At 51.1% G+C, this 19,738-nt stretch carries 16 protein-coding genes and 1 pseudogene; 2 read left to right on the forward strand and 15 right to left on the reverse strand.

Annotated features, from left to right (window positions below; all coding sequences use genetic code 11):
- Positions 1-271: 271 nt before the first annotated feature.
- The 6 genes from KRAC_RS64760 to KRAC_RS78955 form a co-directional block, all read right to left on the reverse strand.
- The gene (locus KRAC_RS64760) at positions 272-1,420 is read right to left on the reverse strand and encodes a protein-L-isoaspartate O-methyltransferase family protein (RefSeq protein ID WP_007923123.1); all 1,149 of its coding nucleotides are present in this window, start codon (positions 1,418-1,420) and stop codon (positions 272-274) included.
- The gene (locus KRAC_RS58375) at positions 1,380-1,892 is read right to left on the reverse strand and encodes an MvdC/MvdD family ATP grasp protein (protein ID WP_052569435.1); all 513 of its coding nucleotides are present in this window, start codon (positions 1,890-1,892) and stop codon (positions 1,380-1,382) included. The genes KRAC_RS64760 and KRAC_RS58375 overlap by 41 nt, the downstream gene beginning before the upstream one ends.
- Before the next feature lie 667 nt (positions 1,893-2,559).
- Positions 2,560-2,850: a sigma-70 family RNA polymerase sigma factor family protein gene (locus tag KRAC_RS58380; RefSeq protein ID WP_052569436.1), complete on the reverse strand. Its 291-nt coding sequence runs from the start codon at positions 2,848-2,850 to the stop codon at positions 2,560-2,562.
- 85 nt (positions 2,851-2,935) lie between these two features.
- Entirely contained in the window at positions 2,936-4,480 is a 1,545-nt protein-coding gene (locus KRAC_RS58385) for an NERD domain-containing protein kinase family protein (RefSeq protein ID WP_007923125.1), read from the reverse strand.
- A complete protein-coding gene (locus tag KRAC_RS58390) occupies positions 4,477-7,989 on the reverse strand; it encodes a tetratricopeptide repeat protein (RefSeq protein ID WP_007923126.1) in 3,513 nt (1,170 codons plus the stop codon). Before KRAC_RS58390 ends, KRAC_RS58385 begins: the two co-directional genes overlap by 4 nt.
- Positions 7,990-8,599: 610 nt before the next feature.
- On the reverse strand, positions 8,600-9,415 hold the full coding sequence (locus KRAC_RS78955) for a recombinase family protein (RefSeq protein WP_274532245.1): 816 nt from the start codon (positions 9,413-9,415) through the stop codon (positions 8,600-8,602).
- 108 nt (positions 9,416-9,523) lie between these two features.
- On the opposite strand from KRAC_RS78955, the pseudogene KRAC_RS58405 reads away from it, so the two are divergent.
- Positions 9,524-12,576 (forward strand): annotated as a pseudogene (locus KRAC_RS58405) (Tn3 family transposase).
- 130 nt (positions 12,577-12,706) lie between these two features.
- On the opposite strand, the gene KRAC_RS58410 reads toward KRAC_RS58405, so the two are convergent.
- The 8 genes from KRAC_RS58410 to KRAC_RS58445 all read right to left on the reverse strand — a co-directional run bounded on the left by KRAC_RS58410 (position 12,707) and on the right by KRAC_RS58445 (position 16,967).
- The gene (locus KRAC_RS58410; protein WP_007923128.1) at positions 12,707-13,300 is read right to left on the reverse strand and encodes an MvdC/MvdD family ATP grasp protein; all 594 of its coding nucleotides are present in this window, start codon (positions 13,298-13,300) and stop codon (positions 12,707-12,709) included.
- Positions 13,301-13,318: 18 nt separating this feature from the next.
- A complete protein-coding gene (locus tag KRAC_RS58415) occupies positions 13,319-13,537 on the reverse strand; it encodes a hypothetical protein (protein WP_007923129.1) in 219 nt (72 codons plus the stop codon).
- A 65-nt stretch (positions 13,538-13,602) separates the two neighbouring features.
- The gene (locus KRAC_RS58420; protein WP_007923130.1) at positions 13,603-14,124 is read right to left on the reverse strand and encodes a glycine-rich domain-containing protein; all 522 of its coding nucleotides are present in this window, start codon (positions 14,122-14,124) and stop codon (positions 13,603-13,605) included.
- Positions 14,114-14,824, reverse strand: a complete 711-nt coding sequence (locus KRAC_RS58425) for a hypothetical protein (protein ID WP_007923132.1) — start codon at positions 14,822-14,824, stop codon at positions 14,114-14,116. Before KRAC_RS58425 ends, KRAC_RS58420 begins: the two co-directional genes overlap by 11 nt.
- A 326-nt stretch (positions 14,825-15,150) precedes the next feature.
- A complete protein-coding gene (locus tag KRAC_RS58430; RefSeq protein ID WP_211221563.1) occupies positions 15,151-15,459 on the reverse strand; it encodes a hypothetical protein in 309 nt (102 codons plus the stop codon).
- 14 nt (positions 15,460-15,473) lie between these two features.
- Positions 15,474-16,391: a class I SAM-dependent methyltransferase gene (locus tag KRAC_RS58435; protein WP_007923137.1), complete on the reverse strand. Its 918-nt coding sequence runs from the start codon at positions 16,389-16,391 to the stop codon at positions 15,474-15,476.
- Positions 16,370-16,735: a hypothetical protein gene (locus KRAC_RS58440; protein ID WP_007923138.1), complete on the reverse strand. Its 366-nt coding sequence runs from the start codon at positions 16,733-16,735 to the stop codon at positions 16,370-16,372. Before KRAC_RS58440 ends, KRAC_RS58435 begins: the two co-directional genes overlap by 22 nt.
- Positions 16,736-16,745: 10 nt before the next feature.
- A complete protein-coding gene (locus KRAC_RS58445; protein WP_007923141.1) occupies positions 16,746-16,967 on the reverse strand; it encodes a hypothetical protein in 222 nt (73 codons plus the stop codon).
- 258 nt (positions 16,968-17,225) lie between these two features.
- Between KRAC_RS58445 and KRAC_RS58450 the strand changes: the two genes are divergently transcribed.
- Positions 17,226-18,551, forward strand: a complete 1,326-nt coding sequence (locus tag KRAC_RS58450; protein WP_007923145.1) for a helix-turn-helix domain-containing protein — start codon at positions 17,226-17,228, stop codon at positions 18,549-18,551.
- Between the two features lie 58 nt (positions 18,552-18,609).
- Here KRAC_RS58450 and KRAC_RS58455 read toward each other — a convergent pair whose 3' ends face one another.
- Entirely contained in the window at positions 18,610-19,548 is a 939-nt protein-coding gene (locus KRAC_RS58455; RefSeq protein ID WP_007923148.1) for an LLM class F420-dependent oxidoreductase, read from the reverse strand.
- Between the last annotated feature and the right edge of the window lie 190 nt (positions 19,549-19,738).

Raw genomic sequence — 19,738 nt, forward strand, 5'->3', positions numbered from 1 at the left:
ACGCATGCCTTTTGCCTAAAGAATGAGCGTAACATAACTGATTATTTCCTGATTTTCAGCGCAACAAATGGAATACACTCAACTCATCGCTCACCTTTGTAACCCGTGAGTAAGCCGGAACTTTCCTCCGCGATCTTGCTCTCCATGTCTTCAGAGAAGGAGAGCAAGACGGTACAACTGCTGATAGCACACAAAGCATTGGCATACATTTCATATTATTGCACAACACTAAACGCTATCGATTCGTTCGTATTGCTCAGGAAAGATGGTGCTAACCCATATTCTGAGAGAGTGGGAACTCCTGGCCATTCTGGCTGATCATCATAGATGTTTCGCCGAGTAAAAGAGTATAGTCTTCAACCTGTGGCTCGCCCAGGTGATGATAGGCCTGGAGGCAGGCCTGGATGTTACCTACCAATGGTTCGCTCTGCCCATAGATGGTGAGTTGATCTTTGTGGATGTGGATGATAGTTTCTTGCTGCGGCTGAGAGAGGAGGTAGAGAGAAACATTTCCCTCCTGCTGGTCAGGTTGGCGGTAATACCTCTTCGTCAGTGTGGGACAGAAACTTTGCAAGAGGATGGCAAACCTACTTGACCGCTCCAGGAGGGCTTCCAGGTCCCCATCAAGCTTGAGTACTTGCTTTGGCAGGGTTGATAACTGCTTCCAGCTAAATTTAGGAAAGGGGTCAACGCTATTAGGACCAGTGAGCCGCATATAGCTGGCATGAAGAGGGAGCAGGGACCCAATGCCAACCTCTCCAATCTTCTCAATGCGCACAAAGATACTTGCCAGGGGAAGGAGCACATTCGCGATCAAGATTCCTCCTTCTCGAAGTTGCTGAAGCCAGGAAGGAGGAATGGCCGTAACGCCGCAAGTCGCTAACAACCGATCATAAGGCGCATGCTCAGCATATCCCTGATACCCATCCGCAGTAAGTGCTTGCACATTAGAGATGCCTGTCTGGGTGAGTCGATCTGTTGCGCGCTGTACCAGGTCTTCAGCAATATCCACGCTGACCACCACCCCTCTCTGCTCGACCATATGCGCCATGAGGGCGGCATTGTAGCCTGTCCCGGAACCGATTTCCAGAACCCGCTGCCCAGGAGCAAGCGCAAGCGCTTCCAGTTGTGCTGCCATGATCGAGGGCTGCGAGCTGGAGCTACTCGGCATCTTGCGGGTGTCGAGTCTCGTCACCAGGGGATGGTCTTGATAGACCTCTTCGAGCGTAGGATTGAGAATCGTCTCCCAGACCAGTTCATTGCCACATTGCCGATAATACTGGTCGACAAAGGCTTCGCGAGGAATAGCCAGGAACGCGTCGCGCACGATAGGCGTGAGACGATGGCCAAGCGCAGCCTCAATGTTTGTCACCAGGTGTTCACGATGCTGAATGGATGTTTGCTGGCTCATAGGTGGCATGTTTTTCCTTCTTTCCTTGCGTCAATAATCGTGCCAGGTGGGCGTGAAGTGGAATACCTGTTGGTTCCTCCAACCAGGCAAACTGGCCTGAAGGGTTTAACTCCAGGAAATAGTATTCCCCTTGATGATCTCGTGCCAGGTCAATCGCGGAAAAGTGCAGTCCATAGAACGCGTTGAGCGCGAGCAGTTGCTGCTCAATTTCCGCAGGTAGCTGATGCAGACGATAGGTCAGACGGCTGTAATCGACGCGGAAATCAACATGGGTCTCCTCAGAATGCGCGTGGATCTCGGTGGCAAATACCTGCTCTCCCATGATGACCACGCGAATATCATACTGCTTATCTATGTACTCCTGAAAGAAATGCGTAGTGGTCGAAACGCGTTCGGCTTGCTCGATGATCTCTGGAGGCACAAGGCTGGTATGGGTTGAAAGGGGAATCCGGCCTCCGAGTAGTAATGGAACGAAAAACAACGCTAAGGAATTTGCTCTGCCTTTGAGAGAGGTATGGCGAGTAGACCCAGGATACAAGATACAGCACCTATTCAGATCCTCTGTGCTGAAGAAGCAAGTGCAGAGGATCTGAATAGGTGCTCTAAAAGTTGAACTCATAAGGCTCATTAATAGGGGTTCCGACATAATTTCCCCGATAGATTCCGCTAAGGGCGAGCTAGCTGTAAAAAAGTCCTGATGGGTTCCGCTAAGCTTGAGGTCCTGGCGCTTTCCTGCTTCCCTTCACATAGCTGAAAAACGTTGAGCGAGAGACCCCGAGAAGAGAGCAGATCTCAGCGACGGACGTGGAGACGAGGCGGAGCATGCCTCTCGGTTGATCTTCGCGGTTCAAAACACCAGGGAGCAGGTTTCTGCTCCTCCCAGTGGGAACGCATCTCCAACAGCGTGCGATGAGCACTGTCGAAATCATACCCCGGGGAATCGGGGAGCATTTCATCGCTCATTGCATATCCGCAGAAGCCTCCCTGCTCGCCCCTCTCCGATGTGGACAGCCAAAGCAGGAGCGGGTTTCAGGTACTCACTTAGCCGCGATGCTCACACAGGGCGAAGGACGCACGAGAGAGAACCTCCTCGGACTGGAGCTTGACATGAAGTTCAAACCCAAACAGCAGTTGGTTGCGCCAGTTCGTCAGTCACCCAGAACCGAGAGGTCGGGCTGGCGGAGATGTGCGGGATCGGAAATCGCGTTGATCTGGGTGATCCTGCCGTGCGTGATCGTGAACGTGGCGACGAGGAGGAGCTGTCCACGCGGGGCTACAACAAGTCCTACCGAGCCGTTTATCACAACCAGCCGTGCTCCCTGCGTACTTCCCGCGAACTGTCTGGCAACAGAGGCTGCACCACTGGCCTCTTTTAACGCGCCCGCAGGCAGGGTTGTGGGCTGCTCATGTCGGAACACCACATCCGGGTCAAGTAGCATGAGCAGCGTCTCAAAGTCACCGCCCTAATCTTGTTACGCAACTCTTGGGCATTTGGGAATTTCCCGCTCTGGTTCCATCATTTTTTTAGGGAAAGCACCTTCTCAGCGTCGCCAGATCGGGTCGCCTGGCCGGGTCAATAACCAGGCATGCCTCTATCAGGCGAATCGCTTCCGGCTCCAGGATACTCCCTGCCAGTTGCAGTTCCGGCGCAAGCTGATCAGGCCAGGGTTTTCGTCTCTCAACTAGCTTGTCATCGCTTTTTTTGAAAGGTAGCTCCCCGGTCAGCAGTTCCCAGGCAATAATCCCCCAGGAATAAATATCGCTTCGTACATCTCCTTTGAAGCTGGCTGGCGCTCCTGGCGTGCTCTGCCCTTTATCGACATATTCTAATAACTCTGGCGAGGCATACTCATCCCACATTTTATCGCGCTCTTTTCCCTTTTTAAGATGATTGAGCCTGGTCTCTCTTCCTGGTATTTTTGTACAATCAAAATTAAATAATTGCGCGATCAGCTCCGATTCACTGTATTGCACAAAAATGCTATCTGGGCGCAGATCTCGGTAAGCGCTCTTCTTAAAGCCCGGCTGCTGCGTAAGATATTGCAATGCGTTGAGCAGCCCTCCCAGGATGTGGAAACGCGCGGCCAGATCAAAAGGAATACGTTTCAATTCCTCCTCTGGAGTTTGGCGATGCGGCTCTCCTGTGAGAAGTTCGCTCAAAAAAGCCCCCGACCTGCGCGCCAGGATGACATAGAGGCTGTCATCTGTTGATTTGAATGTACGGTACTCGACAATATGCTTGTGTTGGGCAAAACGAGTCAAGACATCAGCGTGGCGTAAGACCAGTTGTTCTCGTTTGGCGCGCTGGTCTTGTGAAGCCAGCACCTGTCCATATTCTTTGATCCAGACTGGATCTTTGAACACTTCTCCCTCGCCCAGATAGATTTTACAGTCGAGAAAGGAATCGGTGTGATGTTCTCCAAGGAGAAGATACCCTTCGATGCTGTGCTGACGAGGTTTGGCCGCCGCTTTCACTTCTGAGAGAAGTACCTCGGCTACCTTTGCTTGTTGCATCGCGTTCAGATGCACCTTATTCGTGGGAGTAGCCGCGCGGAAGGCAGCGATCAGTTGCGGCAACTGCTCAATGCGGCAGGCGCCCGCTGCTCCTTCAGGCTGTGGTCGCTGCGGATCTCCCCCGGCAAATGAGATCTGGGGCCGCGTATCAAGATCTATACTCGTAAATACAAGTGCGGCGTAAATAGGCGGAGCAACGGGTAGCCAGCGCCTTTCTTTTTTCAGACGGCCCCCTAATTCCTTTGCTGCGTACCGATAGTTTGGCAGCGCATTGTGCTCTTCTTTCCATACACCATCGACGAACCGTCTCACCTTGCTATTGCTCCCCTCAACCTCTATGCGCTGCCCGCGCCAATTTTTAAAGTCAAGCAAGAAGATGGCATCTGGTAGCAGCAGTATGGCATCGATCTCGCGATCCATGGTCTGTTTGCCGATAAACGTAGCCGGGAGGATATATCCATTCTCTCGGGAGAGGAGGCGTTGGAGCTCCCTGATAGCCTGCTCTTCAGTCCTTTTTATATACTTCGAGCCAGCAGTCAGCTTTAGTTGTATCATCCGAAGAGCATCCTTCCTGTTTTTGCTTTCGCGAAAGCAGCCTTGGCCGCCTTCCCTCTTCCTAAGGCCTGTAACGCTTTGCCCTTACCTTGATAAAAATCTGCGATGTTGGGGTCAAGGTGAATGGCTCGCTCAAACTCGATCAGCGCTTTCTCGTAGCGTTTGAGGAAAAGCAGAATCTTGCCTTTCATAAAATAGGCGGGAGCAAAGCCAGGATCAAAGTGAATGTGCTGCTCAAAGGCTTTGAGTGCTTCCCTATGACGCCCCAGCTCATGGAGGAGCAAGCCGTAAGAACTATAGTCTGAATAATAAGGATTCAGGCGAATGGCCTGCTCAAGCACTTCAAGCGCTGCTTTCTTGAGGCTAAGTCCAACCAGAACCCGACTTTTCACCTCATAGGCCTCTGCATGATTGGGATCAAGACCAATGGCCTGCTCAATCACTTCGAGCGCCTCATTATATTGCTTACGCTTGAACAAGTCTTTCCCCCGCGCAACAAGTTTTTCAATACGATCGGGATCAGGATGCATGGCCTCCTCTTGCCGCTTGAGCGCTTCCAGGACTTTATCTGGTACCATCTCTATCTGGCTGGCAAGGGGAATGCCGCGCCTCCGCTCTGGTTGCGTTCCACTGCTCCTGGCAGATTGTATCCCCTCTTCCAGAAGAAGCGCACGGATATCCTCAGGATCAAGGCGAAGAGCCTGCTCGACCGCTGCCAGTGCTTCCTCATAGCGCCCGAGCGTATAGAGAAACTGGCCCTGATCAAGACGTAAGGCTATAGTGTCGGGATTAAGGTGAAGAGTCTGCTCGGCCACCACCAGTGCTTCCTCATAGTGCTCCAGGGAATAGAGAATCTGGCCTTGAGCAAGATGTGAGGCTATATTGTCGGGATCAAGGCGAAGAGCCTGCTCGACCGCCACCAATGCTTCCTCATAGCGCTCAAGGGCATACAGAGCCCCTCCTTGCGACAGATAGAGATCTGCAGAGCCAAGACCAAGCTGCAGCATCTGCTCGTAGACGTCTAACGCTTCCTCGTCCCTCTCAAGCATCCTCAAAACAGCGCCCAGATTGTGGTATATACGGGCATCAGGGGGATCAAGCTGCACACCGTCTTGAAACGTCGCCAGCGCTTCCTCATAGCGCTCCAGTTCAAGCAGAAGGAGACCTTTGTTGAGATAGGCTTCAGCAATCGTAGGATCAAGGCGCAGAGCCTCTTCAAACTCTGCCAGTGCTTCCTCATAACACTTCAGTTCAAACAATATCCTGCCTTTATTCTGGTGCGCAATTGCGTAGCGGGGATGAAGGAGAATAGCCAGTTGAAATTCTGTCAGCGCCTCCTTATAGCGCTTGAGGAAAAAGAGGGCAGTGCCTCTATCATTATGGTGGTAAGCGTTCGTGGGATCAAGGCGAATGGCTTCATCGAGCACAGCTAGTATTTCCTCACACCGTTTTCCTTCTTCCAGCGCTTCACCTTGAGCAACGAACGCACCTACTTGAGCGGGAACGGTCTTCTGCTCAAGCTCCGCCGGCGCTTCTTTACCGGGACTGAGGACAAGCTCTATCTTCTTTTTTAACGCGTACGCGCGCGAATCATTAGGATTAAGACGAATAGCCTGCTCAACCGCTTCGAGCGCTTCCTCTGGACGATTGAGCGACACCAAAACTTCTCCTCGCGCAACGTAAGCGAACGCGTCGTCGGGTCGAAGACGCATGTATTGTTCTATTGCGTTCAGTGCTTCCCCATAGCGTTTAAGGGTAATGAGCATACCACCTTGACTAAAATATGCATCGGCATTCTTCGGATCAAGGTGAATAGCCTGCTCAAGCGCAGCTACTGCTTCCTCAAGGCGGCCGAGCCTTTGCAGAGGCCCGGCTTGCGCAAGATAGACCTGAGTCAGGCCAGGATCAAGACATAGAGCCTGTTCCAACGCATCCGCTGCTTCTTCAAACCGATCAAGCATGTAGAGAAGAGACCCTTGCTTAACATACATCTCAGCACGATTGGGATCACGAGCCAGGACCTGTTCATACATTGCCAGAGCCTCTGCATAGCGACCAAGTTCAGACAAGATATCGCCTCGCTGAGCATAGGCATCCACAGGCTCTGGATCAAGCTGGATACTCTGCTCAAAGACAACCAGCGCCTCTTCATAGCGCTTGAGGGCCATGAGCATGTTGCCCTTATGGTAATATTTACGGGCATCGTAGGGATCAAGCCAGAGAGCCTGTTCGAACATCGCCAGCGCTTCCTCTGGACGATCGAGGGCGATCAATGTCTTCCCTTTGTTAAAGTAAGCCTCTGGGCTCTCTGGATCAAGGCGAATATGCTCTTCAAATGCGGCCACCGCTTCCTCGTAGCGACCGAGCTGGAACAGCACACTGCCCTTGTTGCTATATATCCGGGCGCCATTGGGATCAAGACGTATCACCTCTTCATATGTTGCCAGCGCCTCTTCGTATTTTCCCAGCTCGTTGAGGGAGTTCGCCCGATTCGTCAGGGTGTGGAATCTGGGAATTGCCCGATGGCTTTTCTCAGTACGAGGGTAGGGACGGCCTAACTGGTGCTGATAAATTGCTTTCAGCTCATTTGCGACTTGCAGCATGCTGGCCGGACGATCTTCTGGTCGGGGCTGGAAACATTGTCTGAGTACCTGCTCGATTTCAGGTGGCATCAAGGGAATGATCCCCTCCTGGGGCTTGTACTTGTCCAGCGCATCCAATGCCATTATTCCAGTCCTCCAAGTCACGTCCCCGACAAACATCTCTAAGACCGATACGGCCCAGCTCCAGATGTCTGTCCTGCGACCCAGCGCCTCCTCTTCATACTGCTCCGGGGAGCAATAGAGTATCGAGTAACCTCCTGAAGTGACCGGGATGCTATGCTCCGCGCTCCTGTCCGTGCGCTTGCCAGCCAGCGCTCGTGCTCTGGAGAGCCCAAAGTCAGTCACTTTGGCAATGCCATCCCCTGTCATCATCACGTTGGCTGGCTTGATATCCTGGTGGACCAATCCCTGCTCATGAGCGGCGTGGATGCCCCAGGCCATCATAATGGCGACATCAAGTATTCGTGTCAGAGCATCCGTCTGCCCGCCCTTGTAGAGTTTACGCCGCTGAATCCACTCCTTGAGACTGCCTCCCTCAACATATTCGGCAAAGATACGCGGGATGTGACCGAGTGTGAGGATATACAAACAGAGAACAATGTTGGGATGTGGCTCCAGATGAACCCATGTTTCAGCCTCGCGTACAACGTTCTCTATGGCTTCCTCACTGGAGAACATATCTGACATGGGGCTCTTTACCGCTAGATCAACGTTTCTCAAACGATCATGTACTTTATACACGACCCCCATACCTCCCTTACCCAACAGCCTGGTCACTTCGTACTCCTGAAGGATAAGATCACCGATCTGCCATGTTTCGGGCACGTTATCGAAGGGGGTCTTTCTATTCCAGGTAACGTGTACCCCCTCCTGGGGCAGGTCCTCTGATTGGTCTCTCTGACTCATAGGCAACCTCTCATGACTGATACAGCCTGCTTGGTTCACTTTAGCATATGAAATCCATTATTTCAATATATTCGCCGTATTCCCTTGAAAATCCCTCTTCGGACATCAAAAATGAGGGAAGATTTCGGCACGTTACCACCATCCTACGCATTTTCATGCCAAGCAACGCGTACAAAGTGTTGAGTTTCGCTCTGTGGAAAAACTTATAGTGGATGACATCGACTCGCGCCGATTTACAGCGACATCATCCCAGGCTCCCAGGAAGGGCACAGGCCCCCACTTTCGAGGCATTTAGGTAACAAATGCTTTAGATTTGAAAGTTGAACTCTGACGATTGGTTACTTTGTACCATATAACTGCTGTTATATCCTACATTTACGCTTGTGGCACGAAATGCTATGTTGTCAGTTTACTCTATAGGCCGATTCGTACCACTCATCGTTGTTACGTTAGCGCGGCCATGCGAGCACAATTTTGCTAATTATATGGTACGCCGTACTTTTTCGTCAATGAAGGCTAGAGGAGACAATCAAGGCTAGAAGCCGCTTCAAGCGTATGAGCGACCAAGATATGGAGCCCCAATTTGGCCAGGAATGAGGTCAAGGTACAGTTATTCTCTCTCTGCATTCACCACATACTTATAAAAGGTGTCTTTGCTCTTAAATCCCGTCAATTTCATAATATCAGGCACGGTCATCTCTTTTTTCGCATACAACTCTTTGGCACGCTGCACTTTCTTTGGGTCCATGCTCTGGATTGCCTTTGGCCTGCCTCCAATGCGCCCTCGCGCACGAGCTGCTTCCAAGCCCGCCTGTGTCCTTTGTCGGATGATATCCCGTTCCATTTCTGCTAGTGCCCCGAAGAGATGGAAGGTGAACTTCCCTCCTGGTGTGGAAGTATCGATGCTTTCTGTGAGGCTCAAGAAATTGATCCTGCGTGCCTGCAAGTCCATGACCGTTTCAATAAGATGCTTGAGCGATCTGCCGAGGCGGTCAAGTCGCCAGACCACAATCGTGTCCCCGGGACGGGCAAACTTCACCATCTCTAAAAATTGAGGTCTCTCATCTTTTGCTCCACTCATCACATCGCGGAAGGTTTTTTCACACTGTGCGCTGGCTAAAGCGTCTTCTTGCAAGTCCGTCGTTTGTTCTCCTTTTGATATGCGCATATATCCTATTTTCATCAGTCCTCCTTCATTCTCTCTGATTGTGGTTATCGTACGAGAACTCATCATGAAATGCAAGTATTTTGACGTTGATTTCCGGAATGGTTTTACCGACGGTTCTTGAAGGCGAAAAGAAGGAAATCTGTGGTGATCTGTGGGAGGAGGTGAAGCGTACGGAAAATGAACGTTTTCCGTACGCTTCACCTCCTCCCTTTGGGCCATTGCCCTTCCAGAAAAGACGAGCGCTGGTTGAGCAGACATTGGTCCTGTTTGTGTGCGTTTGCTTGTGATGCTCTCTCCTACTCAGCTATTTTAAACACACGTATCTACAGCCTGCGCCCGTAAAGCATAGGAGAGGAGGCATGAGCGATGCCTGTTGAGTATTTAACCGAGGAACAAGAGCAGCGCTATGGTCGCTATGTTGGTGAACCATCCCCCGAGCAACTCGCCCGCTATTTTCATCTGGACGATGAAGATCGTGCCCTCATTGCCCAACGTCGTGGAGAGCATAACCGCTTGGGGTTCGCGCTCCAGATCGGCACGCGAGATTTCTTGGAACGTTTCTCGGTGATCCAGTCAATATTCCCATCCGGGTGATTACCTACATGGCTTCCCAACTGAGTATTGCTGATGCGCAATGTGTCGTTCGTTACGCCGAACGGGTCCAGACCCAGCAGGATCACGCTCAAGAAATCCGGCTATACTCTGGCTATACAGAGTTTTCGGACCCCCGTGGAGGATTTGCCTTGATGCGTTTCCTCTATGCACGCATCTGGATCGGGACTGAGCGACCCAGTGTTCTCTTTGACTTGGCAACCGCATGGTTACTGGAGAAAAAAGTGCTCTTGCCAGGCGTAACGACGCTCACCCGTCTCATCTCTACTATCCGCGAACGGGTTGCAGAGCGCTTATGGCAACAGCTTAGTGCAACCGTCTCGCCTGAACAACGCACAGATCTAGAGGGATTACTTGCCCGTGCTGGTGTGTCCCGCGTCACCAATCTCGAACGGCTGCGCCGTGCGCCTTCTCGTGCCAGTGCCCCTGTTCTGGTTGCCGCGCTTGCTCGTCTTACAGAAGCACGTCAGTTGGACGTCGGGCAAGAGGATCTGGTGAATATCCCAGCGTCTCGCATCAAAGCCCTGGCACAATACGCCGTGACCACCAATGCTCAGAGCATTGCCAGGCTGACCGAGCAGCGTCGTACCGCCACATTGGTTTCCTTTGCTCGCCACCTGGTGGTCACGGCACAAGATGATTCCCTGGATGTTTTCGATATGCTCATTCGAGATCTGCTCGCACGCTCTACCAGCTCTGGGAAGAAAGAACGCCTACGGACACTTCGCGATCTCGATGCTGCCGCATTAGCGCTTGCAGAGATGAGCGAGAAAGTCATCACTCCAGAGTGGACGGATATCCAGGTACGAACGTTTCTCACCGAAAAACAGACCAAGATCACAGAAGCAGTCGAGACCATTTATGCTCTGGCCCGTCCTGCCGATGACAACTACTATCAGGAAATTGTCGCCCGGTATTCCTCGGTCCGTCGCTTTTTTCCAGCACTTCTGCGTACGATCTCCTTTACCAGTAACGAGGCAGGCAAACCGGTTCTCAGTGCACTCACCTTTCTTAAAGACCTGGAAGAGCGTAAACAGCCGTCCATGCAGGGCGCTCCAATGGAGGTCGTGCCAGCTTCTTGGAAACGCCATGTTGCGCCAACAGGTCAGCCTATTGATCGTCGCTACTACACCTTATGCGTCCTGGAGCGGCTCCATGAGGCTCTTCGACGCCACGATGTCTTCGTAGATGAGAGCATACGTTGGGGTGATCCACGTGCGAAACTCCTCACGGGAGATGCCTGGGAACGGGTTCGACCGACCATCTGTCAGTCATTAGGAAGATCAGTGACTCCGGAGAAAGAGCTAGACGAGTTAGCTGAACGGTTAGATACAGCATATCGCAACACTGCTGCCCGATTTCCTCAAGAAGGCGTGCGCATCGAGAAGGTCAAAAACCGAACAGGACAGGAACATGATACGCTCGTCCTCACGGGATTGGACAAAGTAGAGGAGCCAGAGAGTTTGCAACAGTTGCGTCCCCGTGTCGCTCGTCGCTTACCAACGGTTGATTTGCCTGAACTGCTGCTGGAAATGCAAGAGCGCACGGGCTTTGGGCCAGAATTTACCCATATCAGTGAAGGCCGCTCTCGTCTCGACGACTTGGCAACAAGTATTTGTGCTATCCTCATTGCAGAAGCCTGTAATGTGGGCTTGACTCCCATGATCCGCAAAGGTGTTCCGGCCCTTGAGCGTGATCGGTTGCTCTACGTGCAACAAAATTACATTCGACCCGATACCCTCTCGCGTGCCAACGCCCGGTTGGTGGATTATCAAGCCTCGATTCCTCTCGCACAGGTCTGGGGTGGTGGAGAAGTCGCTAGTGCGGATGGATTGCGTTTTACCGTTCCGCTGCGAACCTTGAATGCCGGCCCCAACCCAAAATACTTTGGCACAGGGCGCGGGATCACGCTGGTGAACTACACGAGCGATCAGTTTAGTGGCTTTAAAAATATTGTTGTGACGGGGACGATGCGCGATTCATTCGTGGTTCTGGAAGGATTGCTGAATCAAGAAACCGGACTTCGGCCCAAGGAACTCATGACCGATACGGCATCGTACTCCGACGTCATTTTTGGTTTATTCCACCTGCTTGGGTATCAATTCAGTCCTCGCCTCGCTGATGTTGGCGAATCGCGCTTCTGGCGCATGGACACTTCGGCGGACTACGGTGTTCTCAATGGATTGGCACGGCAGACGATCAATCGAGACTTGATCACCCAAAACTGGGATGATCTGTTACGCGTGGCCGGTTCTCTCAAGCTCCAAAAGGTCAATGTGACCGAACTCTTGCGAGCATTGCAAGGAGGCGGACGCCCTTCCACCTTAGCTAGAGCCATTGGGGAACTGGGACGCATTGCTAAAACACTTTACTTGCTCTCCTATATTGATGACCCGGCCTACAGACGACGCATCTTGATCCAGTTGAATAAAGGCGAAAGCCGCCATAGTCTGGCACGAGCAACCTATTTCGGGCAAAAAGGGGAGGTCCGACAACGCTACCGAGAAGGACAGGAAGAGCAATTGGGTGCGCTCGGGCTGGTCGTGAATGCCATCGTCCTCTGGAATACGTTGTACATGAATCGAGCCTTGGAAGATATGCGAAGTCGAGGCATGACCATCGAGCCCGCGGATGTTGAACGCCTCTCTCCACTTGGCTATGAGCATATCAACCTGCTCGGACGCTATACCTTTTCTCTCTCCGATGAGATCCGCCAGGGAGCGTTTCATCCCTTACGGGAATTGGAAGAAACGGAACCAGAGCAAGAGGGGATGGACGAGAGCGCTCAAAATGTGGTCCGCGCATAGCCTTCTGTTCCTCATATTCTGTCCCTTCTTGGCCGACATAACCCTGAGAGGGCACTCCGCTCTTCGGATCTTTTCTTCACAATGATGCTTCCAAATTTGCCCTTCCATGAAGAAAGAGATGGGATATCCCTCAATGGGAGGGCAAATTCCTTAGCGTTGTTTTTCGTTCCATTACTACTCGGAGGCCAATCCCAGCACTGTCTTCATAGGCTGGATATCCCATCAGCTTATAGATAATATGCTCCTGGTGCTCTTTATAGAAAGATTGCAGATCCTCTGGCACATTGGTCACCAGGGAATGAGGGACTGAGAGGCCAAGGGCACGCGCCACTTCAAGCTGACGAATCTTATAGGAGGAGGCGCTCACAGCATCGGGATGATTGACCCATAAGGCTGGGAGCGCACGCAGGGTTCCCCATACGCCAGCCTTCCCTTCCCGCTCAATAAAGGTCTTCTCCAGAGCAAGCAGATCTGTGCGCTCCTTTGGCACCTCGATAGGAGAGGGGCGGCGATTCCACACGCTGGTAATCTCACCGAGGCAGAGGATAGTGCCATCGGGAAAGCGAAGCGTACTGCTCTGCAACGCTCCAGGGGTAATCGTTACCTGCACCTGGGCCAGAATATCACATGGATCGAAGCGGTACCACGGGTGACCGAGCCGATCAAGCTCGGCCACCACGCGCCGCACATGGGAATCACCATCTCGTGAGAGAATGAGAATCATGTGCCTGCCTTTCTTATGCTAGTCATCGTCGTAGACGGGATCAAGCTTGCTTGTGCCGTCGTTGGAGGTCTCCTCATTGGAGTTGGTCGAATTTTTGTCGCTGACAGCACCGTTTGCCAGAGGAGTAATTCCCACAAACTGCATGCCCAGAGAACTCCGTCGCTGCGCGCGAATGGTGGCGACATCAGAAGAATGATACTCTTTCCCCGAGGGGACAAGAATCGTTACTGGGTTCATCGTCGAAAGGTCCTTTCTTTTCGAATAAGTCAACATGTCGGGATGGGGCGCAACCATTGGAGGCCCTATGCTGGAACAGCCGCACTCTCAGCATCAGGCAGATTCCAGATAGCTGGGCTAGGCGCTTCACCGAAGAAGCGGTGATAGGCGAGCCAGAAGCGTGCTTGCGTTGGTGCTGAGAGATAAATTGCTTTCTCGGGCGGCTTGGGTGGTTGTGGCGGAGGAACAGGAAGCGGGTTTGTATCTGGACCCGTTTCACATTCATAAGCCGTGGTGCAAACTGGCACATGGTCAATAAAGCGCCCAAGATACTCCTGACAGAAGAGGCTATACAGCCGGGTGTGCAACACATGAGCGTGCCACAATTTGTCCACGGCAACGCTATGCATCCCCAATCGCTGCTCTGCCGCGAGGAGCGCCAGGAAACGTTGGTATTCAGGCAGGATAGCTTGCGCCTCTTCTTCCGAGAGACCATATTCCTTGACAGCAACAGCGACAATGTCACTCCAATACGGCCACGCCTCGATCTGGCTCAAGATGGCTGGCTTACGGGTACAAGGGACAGGGACATGGGAACTAGTGGTCATGGGTTGATTCCTCCTTGTGGGAAGCTAATAACACACGATCAAGAAGGGACTGTATATGTTCAGGCTCCCAACTCGGCAGGCCGAGCACAGGAAACGGAACATCGTGGATTGAGAGTTCATCCAGGGGTGTGCCAAAGGCGACAAGCGTCAAGCGGGAAGGGTATTCGTCAAGAACAGGCCACTTTTCAAGAGCGCGGGGCCAGGCGCTTATGAGCTTGCTTGCATTGTCATCAATGAGCACAACAGGTTCATTGGTGGCTTTTGTATTGGAGTACGATGCCATGTATTTGACATAAAAATTTTTGCACGAGACAATTTCTAGCCCCAGAGGGAAATCATGTTGCGCTAGCCAGGCGCGAGTGGTGTCCTGCATCTCAAAGCCACGCGAGGTGTAGTATGCAACCTTTCCATACCGCATGAGCGTCTGTACACCAGCAGCAGCGCCAGGAAGAGGGTGGAGCAGGGCCAGAACCTCTAGCGCTTCTTTCGCTTGCATAAAGGCAGCTTGAAAACGCTCTTCATTTTCAGGTGAAGCAAAGCGGTAGGCTTCAACCTCAGGGAGCTTGCAGAACGCCCAATAACTCTCTACTGCCATCAGGACCTCTTGTGAAATGGAGAGATTGAGTAACGTATTGATAAAGATGGCATACGCGTTTTGATCTATAGCAATGGTTCGATCAATATCGAGCGCAAATAACATAAATATGTACCTCATACTTTTATCTGTGTGAAGAAGAGGCTTACCAGCTCGCTCAACATCTTGAGCGCTGCAGTAATTGTCGCCAACTCGCCCTCGTTCAGCTCAATGAGTTCATTCCCGATGGCCATTCCCGGACGAATCAATCGCCCAATTCTTCGTCGTATATTCAGTATATGCGTGAAGTGCTGTTTCTCCTGTCCGTCATCGGCACTGGACGAAGAAGGTACGTCTGGTAACTTATCAGGATGTTGTCGAGAGAGACCAATTCATAAGGGGCGAGTGACACGCTTGGTGTCTTCCTATCCTGCCCGGCTTGCTCACATGTTTCAGTCATGTCCTTCCTCGTTGTGTGTTGTGACGATACGTTGTAAGGGGGCCATGCAAGGGACGTTCTGGTTTCTCACCTTGCGCAGTTCCACGCTGTTCTTGTTGACAATGAGCACTTTGCGCTCACCATCGAGCGTCAAGGCTAGTTCATAGAGCGCCGGGACTGCCTTCGTCGCGGGAATGGCCTTCAGGAGTTCTACAGGCACGATTTCAGCCGACGACAGGAAGAGCGTTTTCCCATCAATGGTATGAAAGGTCATTGAACGATGAAACGCGAGCTGATATTTTCCTGGTTGACGCTGCATCATGACCCTCCTGCCTCTCAGCTCATCATCTTTTGGCCATAAGCGAGATAAAAATGGAAGTACGTATGATGGTTTTCCCATTCCCGAGGAAGCGCCTTCAGCATTGTCTCGAACTCCTGCTCGGAGAGCTTGAGTGTGGAACAATAGAACGATTTGAGATTGGCAAAAATCGCGTGCAAGTCCTTTGCCAGAAGCTCACCGCCGCGACCAGCCCAGGCCCCAAGAGGGACTTTAATGGTGTAATCTTTGATATCCTGGAGACCAGCTTGGCCAAGCAGTTCAGGCAGTTTTGTCATCAGAGATGCGTCAAAGCCGGTTCGCCGTTCCGCTTTGTGCCACCACTCCATGTACTTTTTTGTCGCAGGCCCCATATTCTCGAAGGTGTCAGCCGCATCAATCAGTTCGACATACCCACCTGGATGTGTGACACGTGTCAGCTCACTCACAACAAAAGGCCAGATGCGAGCAGGGAGAGCTGCAACCATCAAACGCTGATGGGTGAAATCGAAATCATTGTCGGAGAACGGAAGACCTTTGAGCACATCACCCTGGATAAACAGGCAATTGGACGGTATTTCAAGAACATGTGAAAGCGGCGTTTGGGCTTCAATATCGAAGCCGACGACCTGAGCGCCGGGAAATGTCTGCGCCATTTCGCGCCCCCAGATGCCGGTGCCTGAACCAACATCTAAAATGCGTTTGGGATATTCGAGTGGCGCGGCATAATTACTATTGTTGAGCATGGTTTTCAGAAAGTAGTGCTGGAAAGTTAATCTATCGTATTCGGGCATATCTTTGGGAAACAGATATGGCACATCGACGCGGAAGCGCCTCTCTCCAATGATGGTCGCTGTTGGCGTTGTATTGAGAGGAGGAGCCTCAAAGGCGGGAATGGTTCCACGCTGTTTCCGTTTCAAAAGAGAGAAGAGGGGCATGATGGATTCCTTTCCTGATGTGCTTCCATTTTTGAACGTTGGACGTGGACGCGACGATCATAGAAGCGTTCGCACCCGTCCCAGTATGCAAGGCGAGCACAATGTTTGACAGCTTCTTGCATTTGCTCTCTGGTAGGATGCGTTATCTTGTGAAACTCAAGATATGCATTGACATAGAGCAGGAAGGTAGAATGCTCCATCCAGAGAAACCACCCCTCCACTCCGCCTTCCCACCGATCACGTGCCTGGTTATAGACCAACATGTGTCCTTGTTGGAGATTGGCCTCTTGAAGCGAAGGCATCACTTCTGTTGTGAGAGTAGAAATCTGCCTATGTGCTACCATGCTTTCTCCTCTACAACTGGTCTAATGCCTGCGCGACAAGTTGGATAGCCTCATCTTCGCCGACGATCTGTTGCAATTCCTGGTGTAGTATCCCTATCCGCTCTGTTTGAGTCGTGCGCATACGATGCTGTGCAACCATAGCGTATCTATGTAAGCCGTTATGCGCTGCTTGATATTGCATTTGAATTTGGTCCAGAAGGTGAGCTACTTCACTCTGATTGGTTATATGCATCTATCTCACTCTCCCTTATTAGCTTGTTTTGTAACAGTGTTTCATACAGGTCTGTAAGAAACCGCTTATCCGTCATTCGTTTCTCAAAAGTAAGATTAGCATCTTTTTGTACGCAATATGTTTCTTCTTTGCTCCCATGAACTAAAAAGTTCACTTCTTTTATATCAAGGTGATATTTGAGCAGAATTCTCGTTTTAATAAGTGATAGAAAGGCATGCATGTGGCATGCACAGAAGACGCAGAGAGGATGTGAGCAGAGTGGAGAAAACATTCTGGGGGGCAAAAGGTGAATATGGCCCATTTACGCCGCAGGAAGATGGCTGGCCCCACGCTGGAGAGGTGATACGGCACTATCGACGTACATTAAAGATGAGTGCAGAAGAACTGGCGAAGCAATACGGCGAAGCCACAAATTCACAGGTCACAGCAAGGTGGATACTTAAGATGGAGCAGCAAAACAAAGTTCCAACTGACTTCTCACGGCGTAGGATACTCATAAAAATTCTCAATATTCCTCCTCTTCTTCTCGGCCTTGCGTCGTTGGAGTCGATAGCCTATCATGCCTTAACCCAGACTCAGGCCCCTTCGACGTTAGCCTATCTTTCTTTGGATATGGAATGGTATAGCAAAGAAGCTCGTATTTTCTGGCAATTGCACTATGCACAAACTGCCCAGGATGCCCTCCCTGGTCTGCTTACCTACATTGGCAACCTTGTTCCCATTCAACAAACCGCTCATGGAAGCCTTGCACGCCATCTATGCGAACTGTTAAATAGCTATTACCGATTAGCAGCCACCATCCAGCGTGATCGTGGAGACTTCAAGCAGGCATATGCATTTGCCAATGAAAGCGTGCGTTTGGCGAAAGAAATGGGCGATGACCTATATGCCTTGCAGGTTATTGCAGCATCTCAGTATACACGAGGAGTTGTCAATCTCGCATGGGGAGCATTTGGCAACCAGGTAAAACAGGGGAAAATTGTCCTTCAAAAAGAAAAACTAGAAGCCGCTTTTACGGACTTTGAGCGAGCGCTCAAATATGCCAGCCCTCAGTTGAAAGGGATTATTTACTCAGAAATGGCGCGCGCGAAAGGGCTTCTGTCAACCTCTCCAACAGATGTCTCGATTGCATTGAAACTCATAGAGCAAGCAGAGAACTTTATAGACGTGGATAGCAGCGATGATTTCCATACACAAATCCTCTTGAACGGGGATATGAAAGGGCTAGACAAGAGGCGACTGATCCTCGGCAGAGCCAAAACATTTCTGGCGATTAGGCGGCCAGCAAAGGCGTTAGACGAACTGCTTGATCTTGAAATGCTTACAGAGGGAGCAAGTCACACCAGGAGAAGGGCCTGGACACATATCCTGTATGCGCAAGCTGCCTTTTACCTGGAAGATTATGCGACAGCGACAAACGAAGCTATTAATGCTTTCAATGCTTGCAAGGAAGTTCATTCCACCTCTCATCTTGCTCGTGTGAATGAACTGTACTCGGTGTTAATAGCGAGTCCTTACAAAGACAATTTTGCGGTTAAACGCTTAGGGCGGCTTCTCAGCACTATCTATCTCCAAAAAGGGTAGAGGCGAGCGGACCTTGACCAGTTGAGATATCTGCTCGCCTGTAACTCTCTATATTTCTTTATGCATGCATGCTTTGAGCAAGAAGATGTAATGGCTTTATTTGCGCGACATCCCGTAGGGAGACGATAATCTCTTGCACGCCCGCCTCTTCATAGGCAGCAAAACGTTGCCTAATGGTTTCAGGGCTTCCCAATAAGCCACGCAAACGAATGTGATCGAGAGTGACTTTGCCTGGAACACTTTGAAAACTGGTGATAGCTTCAGCGTCAGTCTCCCCAAGACAACCATTGACGTAAATGGTGCGACGAATGTCGTTGTAGTCGCGCCCAATATCTTCACAATGTCGTTTGATAAGAGCAAATTTACGCTTCATTTCCTCCGGGTCTGGATGGGTAAAGTTGCAAGCGTTTCCATAACGTGCCACAAGCTTCAGTGTCACCTGTTCACCTTTTCCACCAATAAGCAACGGAATATGCGGCTGCTGTACTCCTTTTGGCTGATTAATAGCGCCGCGTACGTGATACTGTTTTCCTTCAAAGAATGCCTCATTCTCTGTCCACATCGCCTTGATGATCTGGAGCGCTTCTTTGAGTTGGCGTAAACGCGTGGGGGTATCGGGAAACGAATATCCATATGCCAGATATTCTGGCTCGTGCCAGCCTGCGCCAAGACCTACCTCAAGTCTGCCGTGGCTGAGCACGTCAACCGTGCTTGCCATTTTGGCGAGCAGAGCGGGATGACGAAAACTATTACAGGTGACCAGTTGACCAATGCGTATACGCCTGGTATCGCGAGCAAGCGCTGCTGTGCTCGTCCAGGCCTCGAAGATGGCCCTGTCAGTTGGGTGAGAAGTTGATTGAAGATGCTCAAAGAGCCATACCGAGGTAAAGCCTGATGCTTCAGCCTCCTGAGCAACATGCGTCATCTGTTCATATGCTTCTACGGGATCTATCTGGCTTCTTTCCCATTCCTGGGGAAGCATAATGCCTATCTTCATTGTTCTACACACTCCTTACCGCAAATAAAGCGCAATACTACTCAGTATATCATTTAAGACATGCTTCAAATACGGCTGTTGCTCACATGATAATTTTTACGATCAATCGGGAGGTTTTATGATAGCATGGCGTGTGGTGTTTCTATGTATTCCAGGGGAGATGTATTTTTTAAAGGAGTATCTGCTCCAG

The organism is Ktedonobacter racemifer DSM 44963 (genome assembly GCF_000178855.1).
In the GTDB taxonomy this organism is placed as follows: domain Bacteria; phylum Chloroflexota; class Ktedonobacteria; order Ktedonobacterales; family Ktedonobacteraceae; genus Ktedonobacter; species Ktedonobacter racemifer.